This is a genomic window from Bacillus sp. GW821-FHT01G09 (assembly GCF_059422205.1).
This window is the reverse complement of sequence record NZ_JBWKWL010000001.1, coordinates 66,119-83,420: the sequence shown is the minus strand read 5'-3', so window position 1 is coordinate 83,420 and position 17,302 is coordinate 66,119. Positions and strand designations below refer to the sequence as shown.

Genomic DNA, 17,302 nt, shown 5'->3' with positions numbered 1-17,302 from the left:
AAGACAAACAAGACGGGAGGACAGGCTTTTGAGTGAAGATAAAATGGATCTCTATTTGCAGCAAGGAATGTATGGGCCATTGGAGACAAAGCCTGACGAGCGCCATTTGTTTTTAGGCTCTTTAAGAGAAAGAGTCGTTTTGGCACTGACGAAAGGACAGGTGCTTAGAAGCAAACCGTATAAAGAGGCAGAGCACGAGCTGAAAAACAGCCATAACGTCACCCTTTTGATTAATGGAGAGCTTCAATACCAGTCTTACTCTCCTTATATCCAAATGGCGAACCGGTACGGAGTGCCCTTCAAGATTGTATCTGATCTTCAGTTTCATACGCCTTTAGGCATCGTCATTGCGGCTGACATCGCTGTGAATCGTGAATTGATATATATTCAGGACGACATTTATAATCGGTCAGTGCTGAAATCTTAAGAGACAAACGGACCGTTTGTCTTTTTGTTCATGGCAATTCACTTACAACTGGAGATAAGATATAATGTTCTCATACTGATGGCGGGGAGGCCGGCTATGAAAAAAGCACTTATTTGTATTGATTATACGAATGATTTTGTGGCGAGTGACGGAAAATTGACCTGCGGGGAGCCCGGCAGAATGATTGAAGAGGCGATCGTCAATTTAACCGAAGAATTCATCACAAACGGTGATTACGTCGTATTAGCAGTAGATTCTCATGATGAAGGGGATCAATATCACCCTGAAACCCGTCTTTTTCCTCCGCATAATATAAAAGGCACGGAAGGAAAAGATCTGTACGGAAAGCTTTTGCCTCTATATCAGAAACATGAACATGAACCTAATGTTTACTACATGGAAAAAACGAGATATTCTGCTTTTGCGGGAACTGATTTAGAGCTCAAACTCAGAGAGCGGCAGATTGGCGAACTGCATCTTGCCGGTGTCTGCACAGATATTTGTGTGTTGCATACAGCTGTTGACGCATACAACAAAGGTTTTCGGATTGTTGTGCATAAACAAGCTGTTGCCAGCTTTAATCAGGAGGGGCACGCATGGGCTCTTTCCCATTTTGCAAACAGCATCGGAGCGCAAGTGGCAGAGTAAGGAAGGGGAAAAACAGTGTTAGAGTACGGATTTAAAGATGACAGCCTGTCATTACATACAGACCTTTATCAGATCAATATGGCGGAAACGTACTGGAGAGACGGCATTCATGAAAAGAAAGCGATTTTTGAGCTGTTTTTCAGAAGGCTTCCGTTTGAAAATGGCTATGCCGTATTTGCGGGCTTGGAAAAAGCCATTGAATACTTGGAAAATTTCAAGTTTACGGATAGCGATTTGAGTTATTTACAGGATGAACTCGGGTATCATGAAGATTTTATTGAATATTTGCGCGGCTTATCTTTTACAGGTTCACTTTACTCCATGAAAGAAGGAGAACTCGTTTTTAACAATGAGCCGATTATGAGGGTGGAGGCACCCCTGGTAGAAGCGCAGCTGATTGAAACAGCTTTGCTCAACATTGTGAACTATCAAACATTAATCGCAACAAAGGCTGCCCGGATTAAAGGCGTCATCGGTGATGAAGTTGCGCTTGAATTCGGAACAAGACGGGCGCACGAAATGGATGCGGCCATGTGGGGAGCGAGAGCAGCCTTAATCGGCGGCTTTAGCGCGACAAGCAATGTAAGAGCCGGAAAGCGCTTTAATATCCCGGTTTCCGGCACACATGCGCATGCGCTTGTGCAGGCTTACCGCGATGAATATACAGCTTTCAAAAAATACGCGGAAACACATAAGGATTGCGTCTTCTTAGTTGACACGTATGACACGCTTCGTTCAGGCATGCCGAACGCGATTAGGGTTGCCAAGGAATTCGGCGACCGCATTAATTTCATTGGCATCCGTCTGGACAGCGGCGATTTGGCGTACCTGTCAAAAAAAGCCCGGAAAATGCTTGATGAAGCAGGATTTACAGATGCGAAGGTGATTGCTTCAAGCGATTTGGATGAGCACACCATTATGAATTTAAAGGCTCAGGGAGCGCGCATTGATGTCTGGGGTGTCGGTACGAAGCTGATCACTGCCTATGACCAGCCGGCTCTCGGCGCAGTTTATAAACTCGTTGCCATTGAAGAAAACGGGAAAATGGTCGACACGATCAAAATTTCGTCCAATCCTGAAAAAGTGACGACACCGGGCAGAAAGAAAGTCTACCGCATTATTAATCAGTCCAACCATCATTCTGAAGGCGACTATATTGCGCTTTATGATGAGCAGGTGAATGATCAGAAGCGGCTCAGAATGTTCCACCCGGTTCATACATTCATCAGCAAATTTGTCACGAATTTTTATGCGAAGGATCTTCATGAGTTGATTTTTGAGAAGGGTATTCTTTGCTACCAAAACCCTGAGATTTCAGACATACAGCAGTATGTGCAGGATAACCTCAGCCTGCTTTGGGAGGAATATAAGAGAATCAGCAAGCCGGAGGAATACCCGGTTGATTTAAGCGAGGACTGCTGGAGCAATAAAATGCAGCGGATCCACGAAGTGAAAAGCAGAATTGAAGAAGAGCTTGAGGAAGAATAAAGAAAAACTGGCCTTTCGTTCGCGAAGGGCCAGTTTTCTTTATGTATATATTATTTTTCATGTTTAGACAATTTTCGTCAAATTATTTGATATACTTAGGGATGAAAGCCGCGCGTATTGTAAGGGGGATAAATCAATGAGGGTGTTTGTTGCAAGACAGCCTATTTTTAATAGAAAAGAACAGGTTGTTGCTTATGAACTGCTGTATAGAGAAAGCGAAGAGAACGTGTATAGCGCTAAAGACGGCGATCAGGCAACAACAGATTTGGTGATCAACAGCTTTTTAAACATCGGAATTGAGAAGCTGACGGAAGGGAAACGCTGTTTTGTTAATTTTACGGAAAGCCTGATGTTTTCGAATCTTCCCACCTCCTTCAATCCGAAACAGCTTGTCATTGAAATCCTTGAAGATATACCGATCACGCCGGCCCTCATTTCTAGATGCAAAGAATTGAAAAAAATGGGGTATATGCTGGCACTTGATGATTTTTATGCAATAAACCCGCAAGATGAGGACTTACTGGAAAAACTCATGAGTTATATTGATATATTGAAAATTGATTTTCTCAAAACAACACGAATGGAACGCAGAAAAATTTTGCAAACCTACGGCTGCCGCGGCCTGATTTTTTTAGCGGAAAAAGTAGAGACCCGAAAAGAATATAAACAGGCGGTCCAAGACGGCTTTCAATTATTCCAAGGCTACTTTTTCAGCGAGCCGCGCATCATCAGCGGGCATGACCTATCGACTCATTTCTATTCTTACTATGAACTGCTTAACGAACTGAGCAAAGAGCAGCCTAACATAAAGCGTGTGACAGAGTACATAGAGCGGGATTTATCACTGTCCTATCAGATTTTAAAATTTTTAAACTCATCCCACAGCCGTTTGAGCCAGAAAATTGAAAGCATTCAACAGGCCATTATGCTGCTGGGATTTAATGAAATCAAACGGTGGATATATATTCTTTCCTTTAAGGATTTAAGCAGGAAAGGGCATTCCAGCAAGCACGAAATCATTAAGATTTCTTTGATAAGAGCAAAGCTTTGCGAACTGCTGGCGAGAAAGACATCCCGGCCGCAGCCTGCTTCTTATATGCTGATCGGAATGTTTTCTCTCATAGACACCCTCCTGCATAGAGAAATAGAGGAAATTGTTCAAGAATTGCCTTTAAAAGATGAAGTCGGGCAAGCATTATTAGGCCATCAAAACGACTACTACCAAATGCTTGAGCTTGTGAAATTAATTGAAAGCAACAACTGGGACACTTGCTCGGAATTAGGCAATCAACTCGACAAAGAAGAAGCGTATGAAAGTTATCTTGAGGCTCTGGAATGGTGTCATAATCTTATGGACGCAAAATGATTGCGGTCCTCTGACCACCGCAAAGCAAGAATCATTCGGCTTTGCGTTCCGATAAGGCTGATATAGATGCCGTCGGGATTAAAGACCGTATCCACTTCATGCCGGACGCCCATTTGTTTGATCAGGCGCCTTATAGTTTGTTTATCAGACTGTTCGGCTGCGGTCAGAATGCGGCGCGAGAGCTCCCGCGAGCCCGCAATGCGGCCGAGAACGAGCTGGGCATCCGCAAATATCCCTGCGGCCTGCTTCGCTGAACGGATAAAGGTATCAATATTGTTGGCAGGAGCGGGCGGACGGCGTACCTCATACGGATACACGTAAAACCAGGGATAACGATATCTCATGGGAGCACCTCACAAAAAAAAGGATGTTTCTATATGTATAGATCCCTAATTGCCGAATATGACAAAGCGAAAAGGCCACAACTTTAGCGTTGCGGTCTTTTTCGGTGTTTGTCGGTCAGGAAACGCCAAGAATCGCATATTCAATTTTGAAAATACGGTATGAAGGACTATAGTCTTACTTAGTAAAAATGCGAAACACGTTAAAATCAAGGGAATTAAGAATCTTTCTCAATTTGAGTACATATAAACGCTCTTTCGCATAGAAAGATAGTCCCGTTCTTGTTGTGATTCCTTTGAGTATAAGGACCTATTGAGATTTGCGGTGTCACGCAGGACTTTTTTGTATACTTTTCGGTGAAAAATAAGCCGAAAGCAGATACACTATTAGTAACAGATCAAATACCTAGGACTCGTTCACCATACACAATTCATTGATCTTTCAAAAAAAGGAGTGTGGAAACGATGGAAAAGAAACTTGAAGAAGTAAAACAATTGTTATTCCGACTCGAACTTGATATTAAAGAAACGACAGATTCATTACGAAACATTAACAAAAGCATTGATCAACTCGATAAATACAATTATGCAATGAAAATTTCGTGAAAAAGACTTGGAAACAAGTCTTTTTTTTCGTTCTACCGATACAATAAATGGATAAAGTATTATATGATTGTTAAAAAACGAAAAACCTGCTGTCCTTTAAATGTCCCATTTAGTAAAATGGAATGGGAGGGGGGAAGTCGTTATTGAGCAGATATGTTTAGATTCTGTCCGGATCAAGGAGAAAATGAAGGAGATTGTAAGCCAAAAAATAATGAATCAGGACTTGGAACGATATCTTCAGAATTTTATTGAGTCTAAGGATACGTTTGAGTTTGCCGATTTGGCTCTTCATCATTATTTAGCTTTTAACGGTCAGGACCAAAAAGCAATCGAATTGCTAGCTGCTGGAATTGAATTGCTTATACTCTCATTCGATATTTATGATGACTTAGAGGATCAAGATAATGGAAGTGCTGTCTGGATGAAGATTGACTCGTCAATCGCTTTAAATGCAGTTACAGCTCTTTACACCCTAAGTATACAAGTGATGTGTCAAGCTAGTCATGAACCAGAATTTTCACAAAAGATATTGAATTTTGCGTTACAATCAATTCAAGGCCAGCATGATGATATTGTGAATGCGCCGCAAACTGAAGAAGCCTGTCTTGAAATGATCAAAAATAAATCAGGAGCACTAACGGCATTGCCCTGTGTAATGGGAGTAATGTTGGCAACAGGCAAATACCATCCCATCGTGGCTTCTTATTCTTATGAACTTGGGATTATTTCACAGATCGATAATGATTATAAAGGTTTGTTTTACTTAAATAACGATTTTGTTCAGAAAAAAAATACATTGGCATACTTATACTTAAAGAAACAATTTAACGATGCTTCAGCGGAGCTACTAAGTTTATATCAAAAACCAGAGGAATTTGTTTCTATTAATACTAAGGCTTTGAAGCGAAAATTGACAGAAGCAGGCGTCATACAATATTTACTGGTGATGAAACATTTATCTCTCCAAAAAATAAAAAATGAAATGTCACAATTAAAACTAGGAGAAGATAAAACTGAAAAATTATTGTCTGTTATGATTAAATAAGGAGGGGATTTATTATGCAAGAAATGGTAGGATACTTAATTAAATACCCAAATGTTTTAAGGGAAGTAATGGAAGGGAATGCTTGTTTATTGGGTGTTGATAAAGATCAATCTGAATGTATCATAAATGGTTTTAAAGGGTTAGAAATTTATTCAATGATGGATTGGCACTATTGAGGGTTAAATGAAGTCTAGAACCAATAAAATTTCTGTATTGTTAGTTGTAATAAGTCTGTTATATGTTATTTATTTGACCTATATAAGCAATAATAATTTGTTAGTTGGAGCAACTGTTTCGAAAGGGAAGAACGGAGACGTTGTAATTACCAATGTAGATGAATATTCAATGGCATCATACAGCGGAATAGAAAAAGGGGATATCGTAAAGCGTATTAATAATCAAAAGATAAACACTAAAGAAATAAAAATGAATAAGCTTAAAAATGTGAGCTCAATGGTTGTTGAGAGAAATGGCAAGGATGTTGAGCTAAAGCTGACTTTATTTAATGATAAAAATTTTTCTACTTACTTAATACCGTTAATGTTTTATATTGTTTGTTTATTTTGTTGCCTATTTATAATAAAAATAAATGAATCAAAGGATTTACCATCTGCTTTAGTTTTAATTATATTTCTGTTATCAGCTTCTATTGCTTATATAAGCGCAGGAGTTTCTGTTAAAGGCGATATACTATGCAGATGTATTATGGTGGTAACATTAATATCTGTACCGCTAAACTACCTTCTCTTTCTTTATCATTATTTTAGAGAGTTAGGCACTACCTTATTTGATAAAAAAGTTTTCATTTTATATTTGGTACCGATCATAAATGTAGTGTGTGAAATGTTCCGTTCACACCTTTTCTTTCGTGATTATGTGCCTAAATTAAGTTTACTATCCTTTTTCTTTTTATTTATCATAGTAGGGATATATTTCTGTATCATTTTAATTAAAAATAAAGATACTGAACAAGCGCATATTATTAAGGTTCTCACTATTATTAATATCTTTTCTTTCTCACCTTTTTTGTGTTTATATTTGATACCTTATGTCTTTTTAAATGCGCACTATGTTTCATCCTTTTTAGCAGCTTCATTTATGATGCTAATACCTTTCTCCTTAGTATTTCAATTCATGACAAATAAAATCTATAATGTAGATTTTATTTTAAGCAGATTAAGGTACTATGGCTTTTTAGCTCTAACGCCAACAATTATTCTAATCTCTACAATTGAATTAATTAGTAGTCCTGATAGTGATTTTTATAGTGTTAAACTAACCTTTTTAATTTATATTATCATGTTGGCGGTCTTTTATTATAAAGAAGTACTTGATTTCAGATTTAGATTAAAAAGGGTCTCGGAAAAATTCAATTATCAAGACAGTATATATAAATTCACGCAGATGATAAGAGACTCTACTTCCCTGTCTCAAGTATTTGAAGAACTGAAAAATACTATACTTGAGGTTTCTCTTGTTAGCCGAGCACATGTATATGAAGTTTCAGCTGACGGAAATATTAAACTATATGATGATGAGAACGTAAATTCATTTGAAAAAGTCTATGAAAAAGAATTTAGAAAAGTAACATCCGAAATAGGTAAAATCGTTGAATTTAATAAAGGCTTTGTCATGAAAATAGGTGAACGCGGTGGTAAATCATTTGTGATCCTTTGTTTATCTAAAATGAATACGCCTCGTCTCACACTCGAAGAACTTTCTTGGCTGAAAACTTTGGCTTTTTATACAAACGTATCGATCGAAAACGTCATGAAAATCGAAGAACTGATGAGTCATTTAGAAGAAATAAAACAACAAGAATCCAACCCCGTATGGCTCAAAAAACTCATGTACACGATCGAGGAAAAACAACGCTCGGATCTCGCCCGCGATCTCCACGATTCGGTTCTTCAGGATTTGATTTCCTTAAAACGCCAGTGTGAGCTGTTTTTGGGTGATTTTAAGAAGGGTGATAATCCGTGCCGTGAAGAGGTGCAGGACAAGCTTGTACAGATGAATGAGCAGATGTCTGATGTGATTTCGATGACGAGGGAGACGTGTCATGAGCTGCGGCCGCAGCTTCTGTATGATCTTGGATTGGTGAAGGCGCTGTCGAAGCTGGTGGCGCAGCAGCAGGAGCGGGTTCCGTTTCATATTCGTTTAAATACCGGGAGATTTACGGCTTCCCTTGATCTGGATTCGCAGCTGAATTTGTACCGGATCATTCAAGAGTTTCTGTCTAATGCGGTCAAGCACTCTCAGGCGACGGATGTGCTGATTATGCTTATCAGTATTCAAAACAAAATCGTTCTTCATTATGAGGATGATGGCGTAGGGTTTGATCAGGAAAAGAATACTGAGCATTCCATGAGCATGGGGCTTTCTGGCATTAAGGAGAGAGTCAGGGCTTTAGATGGGCGCCTTCGGATTGAAACAAGTGAAGGAAAGGGCTTTAAGGCTGATATTGAAATCGAATTGTAATGGATTTATAACGGAAACGACTTGGCACAGGCCAAGTCTTTTTTATAAAATGGAAAAGAGTGAGTAAAAGGGAGGAAAACATGAAAAAGATACTAGTGATTGATGACCATCCGGCTGTCATGGAAGGCACCAAGACAATTTTGGAAACGGATTCGAATTTGTCTGTTGATTGTCTCAGTCCTGAACCGAGCGAACAGTTTATCAAGCAGCATGATTTCTCGTCATATGATCTCATTTTAATGGATCTGAATTTAGGCGGCGAGGTCAATGGGATGGAGCTTTCTAAACAGATTTTACAAGAGAATCCTCATTGTAAAATTATCGTGTATACCGGTTATGAGGTCGAGGATTATTTCGAGGAAGCGATTCGTGCGGGTCTGCACGGTGCCATCAGCAAAACGGAATCTAAAGAAAAGATCACCCAATACATATACCACGTACTCAACGGAGAAATTCTAGTCGATTTTGCTTACTTTAAACAGCTGATGACTCAGCAAAAAACAAAGCCGGCTCCTTCCTCTCAAAAAGAACAAGATGTGCTCACACCTAGAGAATGCCTGATTCTTCAAGAAGTTGAAAAGGGATTTACAAACCAAGAAATCGCAGATGCCCTTCATTTAAGCAAGCGGTCCATTGAATACAGCTTGACATCGATTTTCAATAAGCTGAATGTCGGTTCACGGACGGAAGCGGTTTTGATTGCGAAATCAGACGGTGTACTTTAAATGTTGGGGGTGTAGATGATGGATACGAAACACACATTGCTTGAAGCGCTTGGTATAGAGATTGTTGAAAACACAGCGGAACGTTGCGTTGCGGTCATGCCTGTGGATCATCGGACGGTGCAGCCGTTCGGATATTTGCATGGGGGCGCTTCAGTGGCCCTGGCGGAAACAGCGGCGAGCGCAGGTGCACAGAACCTGATTGATCATTCAACACAGGCTTGTGTCGGTTTGGAGATTAACGCCAACCATTTAAAATCTGTAAAGGAAGGAACGGTAAAGGCGGTAGCCGAGCCCGTTCATATCGGCAGAACGACGATTGTCTATCATATTCACATATATGACGAGCAAGAGAGGCTGATCTGTATATCCAGATGCACGCTGGCTGTCATCAAGAAATAAAAAAACAGCCGGAACTCTGCCTGTCCGGCTGCTTATTTTTATAAATAAGAATCCTCTTTTCGTTTAATCACAAAGTTTCTGATTCCGTTATAGTCATCCTGTACGTTTCTCTCATCAAGCTTGACGCCGGAGTTATACGCAGCACGGCAGATCAAGTGCCCGCCGATAGGCGACGTAATAAAGATAAAGAGAATCCCAAGCAGGATTTTAGCGGAGAGCTCCCCCGTCACAAACCACAAATAGAAGAAGACACCGAGCAGAATCATATTGACACCTAATGTTGAGCCTTTAGAAGCAGCATGAGCGCGTGTAAACACATCGGGAAGGCGAAGTACGCCAAATGACGCAATGAGGCATATAAGAGCACCCAGCAAAATGAATACAGCCACAACAACCTTAGCGATTTCGATCATTTTCGATAATCTCTCCTTTCTCCAGGAACTTGGAAAATGCGATCGTTCCGATAAACGATAGAATCCCCAGCAGCAAAATAATATCCAAAAACGCACTTGTTTTCAGCAAAATGGAGACAAGCGCCGTGATTGCGATCAGATTGATGCCGATTGCATCCAGAGCCACGACCCGGTCAGGCACAGTCGGCCCTTTAATGACACGAATGACATACAAAAAGGTAGACACTGCCATAATGCCGAGCGCGATTTGCAGGATCAGCGTAAACATCACCGGCTCACCTCCTGTATGGCTTTTTCAAATGACTCCCGAATATCAAAAATCGCTTTTTCCGCATCCTCGATATCCATTGCATGAATATAAAGTATTGTTCTGTCATCTGAAATATCCATCACCAAGGTTCCCGGCGTTAATGTAATGAGCAGAGAAAGCAGGGTGATTTCCCAGTCCTTCGTCAGTTCAGTTTTAAAAGCAAAAATACCCGGTCTGATATTCAGTTTTGGAGATAAGACTGATTTCATCACACTGACATTGGCAAGGTACAGTTCCTTTATAAAAATGAAACAGAGCTTGATGATAGAAATCAATTTCCATAGATAAAACTGGCGAGTGAAAAAGCGCCGGAAGAAAAAGAGAGAGAGCATTCCCAGAATATAGCCTGTAATGAATCCTGCGGCGCTTGGACTGTTGCTTAAGAACATCCAGCAAAAAGCGAGAAACACATTTAATAAAATTTGAAATGCCATGCGATCTACTCCTTCAGAACAGCTTCGATATATTTTTCCGGATTCAGCAGCGTCTCGGCCGCTTGATCAACGTAAGGCGACACCCATTCTGTACCCACCCCGAAGAGAAGAGACAGCAAGAGAAAAATAGCTGCCGGATAAAGAAGTCCTTTAGCTGTTCGATGATTTGGTTTTGGCGTTGCTTTTTCTTCGCCCCAAAACGCATGTATAAAGATCCTCAGCACAGAGTACAGTACGAGCAGACTCGAAAGCAGAATCAGCATGGATATCGTAAATTCACCTTCTGCGAAGCCGCCCTCCGCAATTTTAAATTTGCCGACAAATCCGCTCAGTGGCGGAATGCCTGCAAGAGAAATAGCGGAAATGAAAAACATCCATCCAAGAACAGGATAGCGTTTGATCAGCCCGCCCATTTTATGCAGGCTCGCGGTTCCAGTCAATGCGATCAGCGTACCTGCCAGCATAAACAAAGCGCCCTTAATCAGCATATCGTGAATCAGATAGTAGATCGCGCCCTGAATAGATGCGGGGGTGTGTACTGCCACACCGAACAAAATCACGCCGACAGCGGTAATAATGTTATAGATCACAATTTTCATGACATTCGAATAAGCGAGTGAACCGATCACACCGAAAATCACAGTCAGCGCCGCCAGCCAAATCATCAGCTGATGGGTAAAGGCTGTATCGTGAATAAAAATCAATGTGAAAACCCTCGCAATCGCATATAACCCGACTTTTGTCAGCAAAGCGCCGAACAACGCGGAGATTGCTGCCGGTGGCGCGTAATAAGAGCCTGGAAGCCAAAAGTAGAGGGGGAAGATTCCGCCCTTCATGCCAAATACCAAAAGCAGCAGGACACCAATCACAGTGATCAGCCCGGTTTGTCCTGATTCGCTGATTTTCACGCTAAGATCCGCCATGTTTAACGTACCGGTTACAGCGTATAAAAAGCCGACCCCTATGACAAACAGGGCAGACGATACGATATTAAACACAATATATTTAAGGGATTCCCGCAGCTGAATTTTTGTGCCGCCTAATACAATCAGCATATAGGAAGCAATAAGCAGAAGCTCAAAAAATACGTACATATTAAATAAATCGCCTGTTAAAAACGCTCCGCTGACGCCAGCAAGCAAGAACTGAACGCCGGAGTAGTAAAAGGAGCGCTCCCGTTTTTCACCGACAGAACGGAAGGAATAAAGCCCAACCAATAAACCGATGATCGCTGTTGTGAGAACGAGAAGGCTGGCGAATTGGTCTGCGGCAAGCACAATGCCGTACGGCGCTTTCCATCCGCCTAGGCTGAGTGTCTGGATACCTTTTGTGAAGACAGTCTGTACAAGTATGCCGCTAATCACAATCCCGATGGCCGATGCCGCCGTGCTGAAGATTCTCATGAGCATAAGATTCTTCGTCATGAAAATCAGAAGAATAGCCGACAAAAGCGGGATCAGGATTGGCAAAATAACAAAATTATTCATGTTGATCATTTCCCCTCATTTGATCCATATCGTCCGATTTCAATTCCTGATAAGCGCGAAAGGCCATGACGAGGATGAATGACGTAACGCCAAAAGAAATGACAATTGCGGTCAAAATCAGGGCTTGCGGAAGCGGATCGACAAATGATTTGGCATGCTCGCTCAAAATCGGAGCGGCGCCTTTCTTTAATCCTCCCATAGTCAAAAGCATTAAATGAACGCCATGGCTTAACAGTGCTGTTCCGATAATGACGCGAAGCAGGCTTTTAGACAGCAGCAAATACGTGGCAGCCATAAAAATAATACCGGCTAATACAGCCATTAAGATTTCCATTATTCTTCCTCTCCAATCGTTTGAATAATGGTCATCGTTATGCCTACGACAACAAGATAAACGCCTAAATCAAATATCGTCGCTGTGGCGAGCTCCGTTTTCCCAAGGATCGGCAGCTGAAAGTATCCGAATGTGTGGGTTAAAAAAGGAGCCCCGAAGACAAAGGAGCCAACGCCTGTTAATACAGCGAGCAGAAGGCCGGCTCCCGCGACATAAATGAAATTGACCGGCAAAAGGGAACGCACGGTTTTTAAATCATATGCCAAGAGCAAGAGAACGATGGAAGAGGACGTGATCAGTCCGCCGACAAAGCCTCCTCCGGGCGCGTTATGCCCTGATAAAAATAAATAGAAAGAGAAAAGCAAAATGATAAAGGATACAAGCTTTGTCGCGGTTTGAAGAATCAAGTCATTTGTTTTTTGTTCATTCACCGCTTTTCCCCTCCTCTTTTACTTTTGTTTTAATCATGCTGTAAATGCCGAGAGCGGCTATCGTTAATACCGTAATCTCAAACATTGTATCAAATCCCCTGAAATCAACGAGAATGACATTGACGACATTATCCCCTCCGCCGAGATCGTGGCTGTGTTTGACAAAGAAGGACGCAATGCTGTCTTTTGTCCGCTGGCTTGAGGATGCGATGCCGAGCAGAGTAACGATAACACCGACGCCTAAAGAAATGATAAAATTCGTCATCCGGAACGTTCTCGTTTTTGTTTTCAGCCTCAGTTTCGGCAAATGGTAGAAGCAAAGCAGAAACAGTGCCACAGAAATCGTTTCAATGACGAGCTGAGTCAATGCCAAGTCCGGCGCTCTGAAAATGACAAAAAACAATGCAAGCGTATAACCGACAACACCGAGTGCAATGATCGCCGTCAGTCTTGACCTAGCAAAAACAGTCGCCACTGTGGCGCTGATCATGACAAGCGTCAAAATGATTTCGTATACACCGATTTTAGCCATGCCTTCCGTTTTAAATGAAAATCCGCCTTTAATGGCAAAAGCTCCGCCTATCAGAATGATGAAACCAGCGAAGATATACAGCAAATAATCTCTTAAAAACCCGGTCATATATTGTTTTGTGACCCGGTAAGAGCCTTTCTCCATCAGAGTCAAAAGCTTATCATATAACCGGTTGAGTGTGAGTTTCGAAGGAAACAGTTTATAGATTCCCTTCCACTTATCCAGCGACAAATAACCAATTGTTCCGATCACAACAATACCCGCAGTCATGAGCAATTCCGTTGTAACCCCATGCCACTGTGAAATGTGAACGTGGAATTTCTCATGGCCGTCAAGCAGTGTCGGATAGATTGAGTTCATCGCAGGCTCTATCAGGCTGTACGACAATATATTCGGGAAAAAGAAGAGACTGACAGCCAAAGCGACAAGAATGACCGGTGGAACGAGCATGCCGACAGGCGCTTCGTGAGCCTGTTTTTCAAGCTGTTCAGGCTGGTAACTTCCTCTGAATGTTTTAAACAGCAATTTCATGCTGTAGATAAACGTAAATACACTTCCGATCCAGGCGAGAACAGGGAACAGAACGCCCCATGTCTGCACGTTGAACAGGTCGAAATGTGTCACGCGAAGCATGCTTGTGAAAAACATTTCTTTACTCAAAAATCCGTTAAACGGCGGTAGGCCGGCCATTGAAAATGTCCCGATTAAGGAAATGGTAAATGTAATCGGCATAATCGCCATCAGGCCGCCTAGCTTCCGGATATCCCGTGTGCCTGTTTCGTGATCGATAATCCCGACTGCCATAAACAAGCTTCCTTTAAAGGTTGCGTGGTTGATCAAATGGAAAATGGCAGCCATAGCGGCAACTGTATAATATTCTGTATGGCCGTAATGAAGGGCCGCAGCACTGACTCCGAGCATGGAGATGATCATGCCGAGCTGGCTGACGGTTGAAAACGCCAAAATCGATTTTAAATCAGTTTGTTTCACGGCATGGAATGAACCCCAAACCATCGTAAAGAGGCCAACGAGGGACACCATCCAAAACCACTGAGCTGAAAAGGCGAAAATAGGACTGAATCTCGCAATCACATAAATGCCGGCTTTTACCATAGTAGCTGAATGGAGATAAGCGCTGACAGGCGTCGGAGCTTCCATCGCATCAGGGAGCCAGATGTAAAAAGGAAATTGCGCTGATTTCGTAAAAGCCCCTAATAAAATGAGAATCATAGCCGGGATAAACAATTCGTGGCCGGCAATTAATTGAACCTGGTGAACCATCTCTCGAATACTGAAGGAATCCGTTATCAAATAAAGGAGAATAAATCCGCCGAGCATGCACAGCCCGCCGCTGACCGTAATCAAGAGTGATTTGGCTGCGCCATAGCGCGACTTTTCCCGCTTATACCAATAGCCGATCAGCAAAAAGGATGAAAGGCTTGTAAGCTCCCAGAACATGTAGAGAACCATGACATTGTCTACTAGAACGACGCCGAGCATGGCGCCCATGAACATCAATAAGTAGACATAAAAGGGCCCAAGCTGTTCTTTTTCTTTCGATAAATAAAAAATGCTGTAAAGAGTGACCAAAGAGCCAATGCCTGTGATCAGTAAAGCGAATAATAACCCGAGGCCGTCTATATAAACGGTAAAGTTAATGCCGAGTGACGGAATCCACTCTAATACCGATCGAAGTGTTTCTCCAGATTGTGTCATCCTGATCATTGGGAGAAAGTATATAAACAGCAAGACGGGCAGGATCAACACAAACCAGCCCGTATGCACTCTTTTTGCGTATTTTGCCAAGAAGGGAATGATAAAAGCAAATAAAAAAGGCGATAAAATAGCAAGATGTAAGAGCTGCAAAGATAAGACCTCCTTTTCTCGTTCTCAATTGAAAAATGCGCTATGTATGAAATATACGGTCAAACGACCTAGTCCAAATTATATCGCACTTTTCTGCAAGCTGCCACGCTTCGAACTGCTATAATGGGTTTTTATGAGTTCTTTTGACCTCAAAATAAGTCTAACAAAAAAGAGGTTATTTGTATATTTAAAATCAATCCTGATCAAGCTGAAGGTAAGGAGCTGGTCATGTGAAAAGAAAAGTCGTGATGTGCTCAGGTTTATTCTGCTCAGTATTTGCAGGGGCATTCATGTTGAATCAATATGACGGGCGCAGCGGTGTGGCGGCTAGTGATGAGTGGGAGCTGTATTTACTGGAGCACCACCTGTCAGCCAGAATGAGTGAGACGGAATCAAAGGATCTGCCGTTTGGTCCCCGAGAGTATATTCGGATTGTGAATAAATAAAAAAAGAGTTCCGCATAAAACGGAACTCTTTCTGTTTATGAAGTGAAAAAACGAAGCAGCACTGTCGCGCAAATAACTGTGCCTGCACCGCCGAGACGGGTTGAAATTTGGGCAAACGGCATAAGGCCCATTCTTCCTGATGCTGATAAAATGGCAACATCACCCGTTCCGCCGAGGCCGCTGTGGCAGCAAGTAACGATTGCGGATTCAACCGGATACATGTTCATCAGCTTGCCTACAAAATATCCAGAACCAATCATCGCGATAACAACTGAAATACAAATGATGACAAACGGAATAGAAATCACAGACGCTACGTCATCCAACGGAATAAAGAGGATGCCGAGACCGACCATCAGCGGCCATGTAAAGCTTGAAGAAATAAACTTATAAAGCTGGTAAGCGCCTTCTTCCATTTTTTTCGGAAGAATATTTGCATACTTGACAGCCGCAGCTGAAATAATCATTAAGATCGCGCCCGGGATGAAGATGAATTTCTCCAATAACCCGCCAAAAATAAAGAATGTACACGCGAGCAGAACTCCTGCTCCCATTAATTTGAAATCAATTTTTGCTTCGGCTTCTTTTTGATTGAAAATCTCATTTGCTTTTTTAGATTTTACGAGACGTCCGTTCCCATTTAGATCTGGACGCTTATCGCCAAGCTTTTTCATTAAGGCTGCACATATGATAGCAAAAACGTTTCCTATAATTGCGGCTGGAACCAGCTGAGACACAAATACATCAGCAGATGAGCCCAGTATTTGTGAGTAGGCGATTGAAAGCGGCAAAATTCCTTCGCCTATTCCCCCGGCAATAATCGGGACAACAACAAAGAAAAAGGAATCATAGGCACTATAGCCAAAAATAAATCCGACAAGGATGCCGGCTGCAACAGCCGCGATCGTTCCTGCAACCAGTGGAACGAACATTCTGATAAACCCCTGTATTAAAACAATTCTGTTCATACCGAGGATACTTCCCACAACAAGGCAAGCGATATAGAAATAAAGGAAGTTAGACGTTTTCATCAAGTTGGTTACAGCGTCTAAAGATGTTGAATTCAGTACATTGTAAAAGACTAAAAATGAAGGAACAAACAAAGATAAAATAGCAGGGCCGCCAATATCCTTCAATATCGGTATGCGTTGGCCTATGTCTCCGAGAAACACACCAAGAATCATAATGATGGCAAACCCGCCAAGCATATTTGCCGGCAGCTCATTGTAATAGGCTGCAAGAATAATAATAACAGCTAATACTGTGTATAAAGGCAGAGGAATCACACCGATTTCCCAAGACCAGATTTTTTGAAACAGGTTTTTCCCCTGTGAGTCTTTTTGCTCAGGTGAAATTGTCCCCGTTTTTGGAATTGCTCCCATGTCATACACCCCCATGTATTGTTTGTTACAGTCTACAAGAAAGCGTTAACACTTCATATTTTTTTAAGTTAAAAAACTAATAAACAATTAAATTAAGGGGGTCTTTTGGATTAGAAAAAAATCCCTGAGAATCGTCTTCCC

General features: G+C 41.7%; 20 protein-coding genes. 11 read left to right on the top strand and 9 right to left on the bottom strand.

Translation table 11 applies throughout. The features are described 5' to 3' along the window. Nucleotides 1–28: 28 nt before the first annotated feature. From AC07VD_RS00435 to pdeH, 4 genes are all read left to right on the top strand, one after another. The gene (locus tag AC07VD_RS00435; RefSeq protein WP_015251331.1) at nt 29–427 is read left to right on the top strand and encodes a YueI family protein; all 399 of its coding nucleotides are present in this window, start codon (nt 29–31) and stop codon (nt 425–427) included. A 96-nt stretch (nt 428–523) separates the two neighbouring features. Beyond that, the gene (locus tag AC07VD_RS00430; protein WP_014477836.1) at nt 524–1,075 is read left to right on the top strand and encodes a cysteine hydrolase family protein; all 552 of its coding nucleotides are present in this window, start codon (nt 524–526) and stop codon (nt 1,073–1,075) included. A 15-nt stretch (nt 1,076–1,090) separates the two neighbouring features. Then, on the top strand, nt 1,091–2,563 hold the full coding sequence (locus AC07VD_RS00425) for a nicotinate phosphoribosyltransferase (protein ID WP_019712928.1): 1,473 nt from the start codon (nt 1,091–1,093) through the stop codon (nt 2,561–2,563). 136 nt (nt 2,564–2,699) lie between these two features. Then, on the top strand, nt 2,700–3,929 hold the full coding sequence (gene pdeH, locus AC07VD_RS00420; RefSeq protein ID WP_124059006.1) for a cyclic di-GMP phosphodiesterase: 1,230 nt from the start codon (nt 2,700–2,702) through the stop codon (nt 3,927–3,929). On the opposite strand, the gene AC07VD_RS00415 is transcribed toward pdeH, so the two are convergent. Then, nucleotides 3,905–4,273 (bottom strand): YuzC family spore coat inner layer protein, encoded by a 369-nt coding sequence (locus AC07VD_RS00415; protein WP_015483634.1) that lies wholly within the window; start codon nt 4,271–4,273, stop codon nt 3,905–3,907. The two genes, pdeH and AC07VD_RS00415, sit on opposite strands and share 25 nt — an antisense overlap. 462 nt (nt 4,274–4,735) lie before the next feature. On the opposite strand from AC07VD_RS00415, the gene degQ reads away from it, so the two are divergent. From degQ to AC07VD_RS00385, 6 genes are all read left to right on the top strand, one after another. Further along, nucleotides 4,736–4,876, top strand: coding sequence for a degradation enzyme regulation protein DegQ (degQ, locus tag AC07VD_RS00410; RefSeq protein WP_003220708.1), 141 nt, complete (start codon nt 4,736–4,738; stop codon nt 4,874–4,876). Between the two features lie 184 nt (nt 4,877–5,060). Beyond that, nucleotides 5,061–5,921 carry a polyprenyl synthetase family protein gene (locus tag AC07VD_RS00405; RefSeq protein ID WP_124059004.1) on the top strand — a complete coding sequence of 287 codons (861 nt, stop codon included), beginning with the start codon at nt 5,061–5,063 and terminating at the stop codon, nt 5,919–5,921. Nucleotides 5,922–5,935: 14 nt separating this feature from the next. Beyond that, a complete protein-coding gene (gene comX / locus AC07VD_RS00400; protein ID WP_003241045.1) occupies nt 5,936–6,097 on the top strand; it encodes a competence pheromone ComX in 162 nt (53 codons plus the stop codon). Between the two features lie 7 nt (nt 6,098–6,104). Continuing rightward, nucleotides 6,105–8,402, top strand: coding sequence for a histidine kinase (locus AC07VD_RS00395; protein ID WP_130572792.1), 2,298 nt, complete (start codon nt 6,105–6,107; stop codon nt 8,400–8,402). An 80-nt stretch (nt 8,403–8,482) separates the two neighbouring features. Beyond that, on the top strand, nt 8,483–9,127 hold the full coding sequence (comA, locus tag AC07VD_RS00390) for a two-component system response regulator ComA (protein WP_003220716.1): 645 nt from the start codon (nt 8,483–8,485) through the stop codon (nt 9,125–9,127). Between the two features lie 18 nt (nt 9,128–9,145). Next, nucleotides 9,146–9,526 (top strand): hotdog fold thioesterase, encoded by a 381-nt coding sequence (locus tag AC07VD_RS00385; protein WP_014477831.1) that lies wholly within the window; start codon nt 9,146–9,148, stop codon nt 9,524–9,526. Nucleotides 9,527–9,564: 38 nt separating this feature from the next. Here the strand turns inward: AC07VD_RS00385 and mnhG are convergent, their stop codons facing one another. Genes mnhG through AC07VD_RS00350 form a run of 7 tightly spaced genes read right to left on the bottom strand, consistent with a single transcriptional unit; the run spans nt 9,565 to nt 15,333 of the window. Further along, nucleotides 9,565–9,939: a monovalent cation/H(+) antiporter subunit G gene (mnhG, locus tag AC07VD_RS00380; protein ID WP_494721619.1), complete on the bottom strand. Its 375-nt coding sequence runs from the start codon at nt 9,937–9,939 to the stop codon at nt 9,565–9,567. After that, nucleotides 9,923–10,207, bottom strand: a complete 285-nt coding sequence (locus tag AC07VD_RS00375) for a Na(+)/H(+) antiporter subunit F1 (protein ID WP_003228814.1) — start codon at nt 10,205–10,207, stop codon at nt 9,923–9,925. Before AC07VD_RS00375 ends, mnhG begins: the two co-directional genes overlap by 17 nt. After that, nucleotides 10,207–10,683 carry a Na+/H+ antiporter subunit E gene (locus AC07VD_RS00370; RefSeq protein ID WP_003228815.1) on the bottom strand — a complete coding sequence of 159 codons (477 nt, stop codon included), beginning with the start codon at nt 10,681–10,683 and terminating at the stop codon, nt 10,207–10,209. The genes AC07VD_RS00375 and AC07VD_RS00370 overlap by 1 nt, the downstream gene beginning before the upstream one ends. Nucleotides 10,684–10,688: 5 nt before the next feature. Continuing rightward, nucleotides 10,689–12,170, bottom strand: a complete 1,482-nt coding sequence (locus AC07VD_RS00365) for a Na+/H+ antiporter subunit D (RefSeq protein ID WP_124059000.1) — start codon at nt 12,168–12,170, stop codon at nt 10,689–10,691. Next, nucleotides 12,163–12,504: a Na(+)/H(+) antiporter subunit C gene (locus AC07VD_RS00360; protein ID WP_003220730.1), complete on the bottom strand. Its 342-nt coding sequence runs from the start codon at nt 12,502–12,504 to the stop codon at nt 12,163–12,165. Before AC07VD_RS00360 ends, AC07VD_RS00365 begins: the two co-directional genes overlap by 8 nt. After that, on the bottom strand, nt 12,504–12,935 hold the full coding sequence (locus AC07VD_RS00355; protein ID WP_003228819.1) for a Na(+)/H(+) antiporter subunit B: 432 nt from the start codon (nt 12,933–12,935) through the stop codon (nt 12,504–12,506). The genes AC07VD_RS00360 and AC07VD_RS00355 overlap by 1 nt, the downstream gene beginning before the upstream one ends. Next, a complete protein-coding gene (locus AC07VD_RS00350; RefSeq protein WP_124058998.1) occupies nt 12,928–15,333 on the bottom strand; it encodes a Na+/H+ antiporter subunit A in 2,406 nt (801 codons plus the stop codon). The genes AC07VD_RS00355 and AC07VD_RS00350 overlap by 8 nt, the downstream gene beginning before the upstream one ends. A 230-nt stretch (nt 15,334–15,563) precedes the next feature. On the opposite strand from AC07VD_RS00350, the gene AC07VD_RS00345 reads away from it, so the two are divergent. Next, nucleotides 15,564–15,779 (top strand): hypothetical protein, encoded by a 216-nt coding sequence (locus AC07VD_RS00345; protein ID WP_015483630.1) that lies wholly within the window; start codon nt 15,564–15,566, stop codon nt 15,777–15,779. Nucleotides 15,780–15,814: 35 nt separating this feature from the next. Here the strand turns inward: AC07VD_RS00345 and maeN are convergent, their stop codons facing one another. After that, a complete protein-coding gene (gene maeN / locus AC07VD_RS00340) occupies nt 15,815–17,161 on the bottom strand; it encodes a sodium/malate symporter MaeN (protein ID WP_021480493.1) in 1,347 nt (448 codons plus the stop codon). Nucleotides 17,162–17,302: the final 141 nt, after the last annotated feature.